The 4,947-nt window shown below is 62.5% G+C and carries 4 protein-coding genes; 1 reads left to right on the top strand and 3 read right to left on the bottom strand.

All coding sequences use genetic code 11. The annotated features are described in order from the left end of the window. The 3 genes from EN935_RS22085 to EN935_RS22075 all read right to left on the bottom strand — a co-directional run. A partial coding sequence (locus EN935_RS22085) for an efflux RND transporter periplasmic adaptor subunit (protein ID WP_127373611.1) occupies positions 1-1,058 on the bottom strand: 1,058 nt, incomplete at its 3' end. Positions 1,059-1,104: 46 nt separating this feature from the next. After that, positions 1,105-1,710 (bottom strand): TetR family transcriptional regulator, encoded by a 606-nt coding sequence (locus tag EN935_RS22080; RefSeq protein ID WP_109661943.1) that lies wholly within the window; start codon positions 1,708-1,710, stop codon positions 1,105-1,107. A gap of 188 nt (positions 1,711-1,898) precedes the next feature. Next, on the bottom strand, positions 1,899-3,539 hold the full coding sequence (locus EN935_RS22075) for an acyl-CoA synthetase (protein ID WP_109661941.1): 1,641 nt from the start codon (positions 3,537-3,539) through the stop codon (positions 1,899-1,901). A gap of 190 nt (positions 3,540-3,729) precedes the next feature. Here EN935_RS22075 and EN935_RS22070 point away from each other — a divergent pair, with 190 nt between their 5' ends. Next, a complete protein-coding gene (locus EN935_RS22070) occupies positions 3,730-4,695 on the top strand; it encodes a sugar-binding transcriptional regulator (RefSeq protein ID WP_127262450.1) in 966 nt (321 codons plus the stop codon). The last annotated feature ends 252 nt before the right edge of the window (positions 4,696-4,947 follow it).

The following is a 4,947-nucleotide window of genomic DNA, read 5'->3' as shown; positions in this document are numbered from 1 at the left end:
GTCATGAACTGCGTGCCGGCAGCGACCACGACGTCGCCGGGCTTCAGTCCCTCGGCAACACGCACGCCACCGGCGGCGAACGCGGCGACTTTGACCGGACGGGCGTGAACGGTGTCGGCGCCGCGATCGACGGTCCAGACGATCGACTGGCTGCCTTGCTCGGCCAGTGCGCTCAGCGGGATCGACACGAGCTGCCGCTCATTGGCCGCCGAGGCTTCGATGCTGGCGGTCATGCCGAGAAGCACGCGCGGATCGTTGGGCAGGCTGACGCGAACGGCGAAGGTGCGCGATTGCGGATCGGCGCTGCCGGCGACCTCACGGACCTTGCCGTCGAGCGCCAGCGCGTCGTCGGACCAGAAGCCCGCCTTGACGATCTTGCCCGGCTTGAATTCGGCGATTTCCATTTCCGGCACGGCGATCAGCACTTCCTTTTCGCCGTCGACGGCAACAGTGACAACCGGCGCGCCGGACCCAACCACCTGGCCTACATCGGCGCTGACCGCGGTGACGATGCCGTCCCTGTCGGCCTTGAGATCGGTATAGCCGACCTGGTTCCTGGCCTGGGCAAGCGTCGAGCGAGCGGAATCGCGGGTGGCGACAGCCTGGTCGTAGCTCAGGGTCGCCTGCTCGAGCTGCGATTTCGGCGCGAACTTCTTGTCAAACAGCTGCTCGGCGCGCTTGCGGGACAGCTCTGACGTCTCGACCTGCCGATCGGCGGCATCAAGGGCTGCCTGCGCACTCTTGACCGACAGGTCGTAATCGATGGGATCGATGCGGGCGAGCACGTCGCCCGCAACCACATGCTGGCCGATGTCGACGAGGCGCTCGGTGATCTTGCCGTTGACGCGGAAAGCCAGTGCGCTTTCGGTGCGAGCCCGCACCGAGCCGGAATAGGAGAGCGTGCGGGTGTCATGCGCCTGGGCGATCTCGACGACCTTGACCGGGCGGATGATGTCCTTGACTTCGGCTTTCTCTTGGCTGCAGCCGGCAAGCCCGAGCGCCGCGACAATCAGGCCGGCAACTGGCAGCTTACGGAGGATGGAATTGGACAAAGACATCTTGGTACTCCGACTGGAGATGAATGGTCGACACCGGCTGGCGGGGCTATTTCAGTGCCTTGATTGCATAATCGATGAGGTCGTCGGGCATTGCCCGGTTGGTCTTGGCAAGGCACTGCGCCACCATCTGCGGATGGCACAGGATGACGGTTGCGGCGCCGAAGCAGCGCGACGCGATCACGGGATCCTGCTCCCTGAACTCACCGGCCTCGATGCCATCGCGGATCACTTCCGCAAACAGGTCGTGAATGCTGTCGACATGCTTGTCGATCACGCCCCAGTCGCGTTCGAGGGCAACGATGACCATCTCGTGGACCTTCTGGTCGTCGAGCATGACCTCCATCGTCATCTTGTATTGCGCATGCACGTAACGCCGAAGCCGCTCCTCGGCGTTGACCGGCAGGTGCATGATCTCGTAGGCCATCTTGTAGCTGGCGCCGAGCATCCGGCCACAGACGGCCTGGTGGATTTCGACCTTGGAGGCAAAGAAACGATAGATGTTGGCCGGCGACATGCCGAGTTCACGGGCGATGTCGGCGACATTGGTCTTGCCGTAGCCGTAGTGCCGGAACAGCCGCTCGGCGCAGTCGAGAATGCGCGTCACATTTTCCTGTCGGGCGGCGTCGGCGACTATGGTGGCGGCTTCGGACATGATCCTCTGTCAATTTACGAGTGACGAATTTCAACTTTCGTCATTCGTAAATCGAAATGGACGGTCTGTCAACGCAGATTCTGTGTACGCGTACGATTGGTGACAGATGGTGACATCCAATAGACGTCACGAAGCGGCCCGAAGATGCGAGCCACTGAAAATATTTTCCGCGAAAGGCCGTCGGCGTTTCAGGTGACCTTGGCCATCTCGCGCAGCCGGAACTTCTGGATCTTGCCGGTCGAGGTCTTCGGGATTTCGGCGAAGATCACCGCCTTCGGCACCTTGAAGCGCGCCAGCAATCCCCGGCAATGTTCGATGATCTCGGCCTCGGTCGCCGCCTTGCCGGGCTTCAGTTCGACATAGGCTACAGGCACCTCGCCCCATTTGTCGTCAGGCCTGGCGACGACGCCGCAAGAGGCAACGGACGGGTGTTTGTAGAGCGCGTCCTCGACCTCGATCGAGGAAATGTTCTCGCCACCAGAAATGATGATGTCCTTGGAGCGGTCCTTGAGCTGGATGTAGCCGTCGGGGTGCATGACGCCGAGATCGCCGGAATGGAACCAGCCGCCGGCAAAAGCTTCGTCGCTCGCCTTGCCGTTCTTCAAATAGCCTTTCATGACGATGTTGCCCCGGAACATGACCTCGCCGATGGTCTCGCCGTCGGCCGGTGTCGCCTGCATCGTTTCGGGATCCATGACGGTCAGGCCTTCGAGCGCTGCATAGCGCACGCCCTGCCGCGCCTTCTTGGCGCTGCGCTCGCCCTTTTCGAGGTCGTCCCAGGCGCCATGCCATTCGTTGACGACCGCCGGGCCATAGGTCTCGGTCAGGCCGTAGAGATGGGTGACGGCAAAGCCGGCATCGGCCATCCCCGACAGTACCGCTTCCGGTGGCGGCGCTGCGGCCGTGTTGAAGGTGACCGTCTGCGGAAATGCGCGCTTGTCCTCGTCCCTGGCATTGATCAGCACCGACATGACCACCGGCGCGCCGCACAGATGGGTGACGCCCTGATCGGCAATCGCATCGTAGATCGGCTTCGGCCGCACCCAGCGCAGGCAGACATGGGTGCCGGCCTGGACGGCGAGCGTCCAGGGAAAACACCAGCCGTTGCAGTGGAACATCGGCAACGTCCACAGATAGACCGCATGCTTGGCCATGCCGGCATGGATGGTGTTGGTGTAGGCCATCAGGGCCGCACCGCGATGGTGGTAGACGACGCCCTTCGGATTGCCTGTCGTTCCGGAGGTATAGTTCAGCGAAATGGCATCCCATTCGTCGTCGGGCATCGACCAGGTGAAGTCCTCGTCGCCGCCAGCAACAAACGCCTCATAGTCCAGAGTGCCAATCCGCTCGCCTTTCGGATACGGCGCGTCAGCGGCGTATTCGGGATCGTCATAGTCGATGACCAGCGGCTTGACCTTGGCCAGTTCCAGAGCCTGCTTGACGACGCTGGAGAATTCGCGGTCGACGATCAGCACCTTGGTCTCGGCATGGTCGAGCTGGAAGGCGATGACCGCCGCATCAAGGCGCGTGTTGAGCGAATGCAGCACCGCCTTGGTCATCGGCACGCCGAAATGCGCCTCCAGCATCGGCGGCGTGTTGGACAGCATGACGGTGACGGTGTCGCCCTTGCCGATGCCGCGCTTGTCGAGCGCCGAGGCAAGCTTCAGCGACCGGCGCCAAAAGGTGCGATAGTCGATGCGCTGGCGGCCATGGATGATGGCGATCTGGTCGGGATAGGTTTTGGCTGCGCGCTCCAGATAGGTAAGCGGCGTCAACGGCTGATGGTTGGCCGCGTTCTTGTCGAGATCCTGTTCGTATGGATTGCCCATCCCATGCTCCCCGCGTTTTTCTTTTAGACCTTCTAATCACAGGCTGGGGCCGCGTCACCATCAACGATGCCTCGCTATAGCGCATTTGGAACAATGATGATCCAGATTCGCCCGGCAAAAGGGCATCGCATACCTTTGCCCAATTTGACTTTTGTCGAGAGCCGTGAATAATGTCAGCCGAGGAGACGGCATGGCGATCCGACCGGCAGAACAGCTCATCCACAAGGCCGCCTGGCTTTATTATGCCCATGGCCTGCGGCAGGACCAGGTGGCGAGCCAGCTTAACATTTCCCGTGCCTCGGTCGCCATGTATCTGCGCAAGGCGCGCGAAACCGGCATCGTCAACATCTCGACCTCGACCCAGCTTTTCACCGATGACGTGCTGGCGCGCAAGCTCGAGGATGCGTTGGGCCTCGACGCCGTCTGGATCGCGCCGGAAAATGACCATATCGCCGACCCGTCGGCGGAAATAGCCGTGCTGGCGGCAAGCGTCTTTCTCGAGCTGGTCAAGAAGGGCGACCGCATCGGCGTCGCCTGGGGCCGCACCGTCTACATGATCGCCGACATCATGTCCTATGCCGACCTGCAGGATGTCACGGTGGTGCAGCTCTGCGGCAATCTCGGCGCGCCCTATTCCTACCGGCCCGACCAGTGCACCATGGAAATCGCGCGACGTCTCAACGCCAAGGGGCTCAACTTCTACGCGCCGCTGGTGCTGTCGACGGAAGAGCTGGCGCGCGCGCTGCGTGCCGAGCCGGTGATCCGGGAGCAATTGTCGGGCGTGCGCGACTGCGACCTGGCGCTGTACTCGGTCGGCGCGGTTGACGCCGACAGCCATCTGGTCAAATGCGGCGCGCTCACTCCTGACGAAATGGCTGGCCTGCGCAGCCGAGGCGCTGCCGGCGTCATTGCCGGGCAGATCATCGACGCCGAGGGCAAGGTGCTCGACTGCAGTTATAACCGGCGTGTGATCTCCGCCGAACTTGCCTCGCTGCGCGCCATCGCCAGGCGGCTGATGGTGGTGCAGGAGGACAGCAAGTTCGAACCGCTGCTCGCGGCGATCGCGGGCGGCCTTTGCACGCATCTGGTGGTCGGCGCGCGCATGGCGCAGCGGCTTCTGGATCATGCGGCCGCCACGACAGAAAAGGCCTCCTAGGAAACCGCCATCTCCGTCGCCGGCGCATTGTCATCAAAGCGTCGCGGCATTCCTGTTTCACCATCAAAGACAGCAACCGGACGAAGCGAACATGAAGAACCTGTGGAATGACGATGCAGCCGAAAAGCTCGTTGCCGACTATGCAAAGAAGGGTGTCGGCCGCGACCTGGCGCTGCGCGTCTACACGACCCGGCTGCTCGGCGGCGAACCAAGGCTGGTCCTGCATGGTGGCGGCAACACCTCCTGCAAGAC

It is taken from the genome of Mesorhizobium sp. M7D.F.Ca.US.004.03.1.1 (assembly GCF_003998635.1).
GTDB classification, from domain to species: Bacteria; Pseudomonadota; Alphaproteobacteria; order Rhizobiales; family Rhizobiaceae; genus Mesorhizobium; species Mesorhizobium loti.
This window is presented reverse-complemented; position numbering and strand designations above follow the sequence as displayed.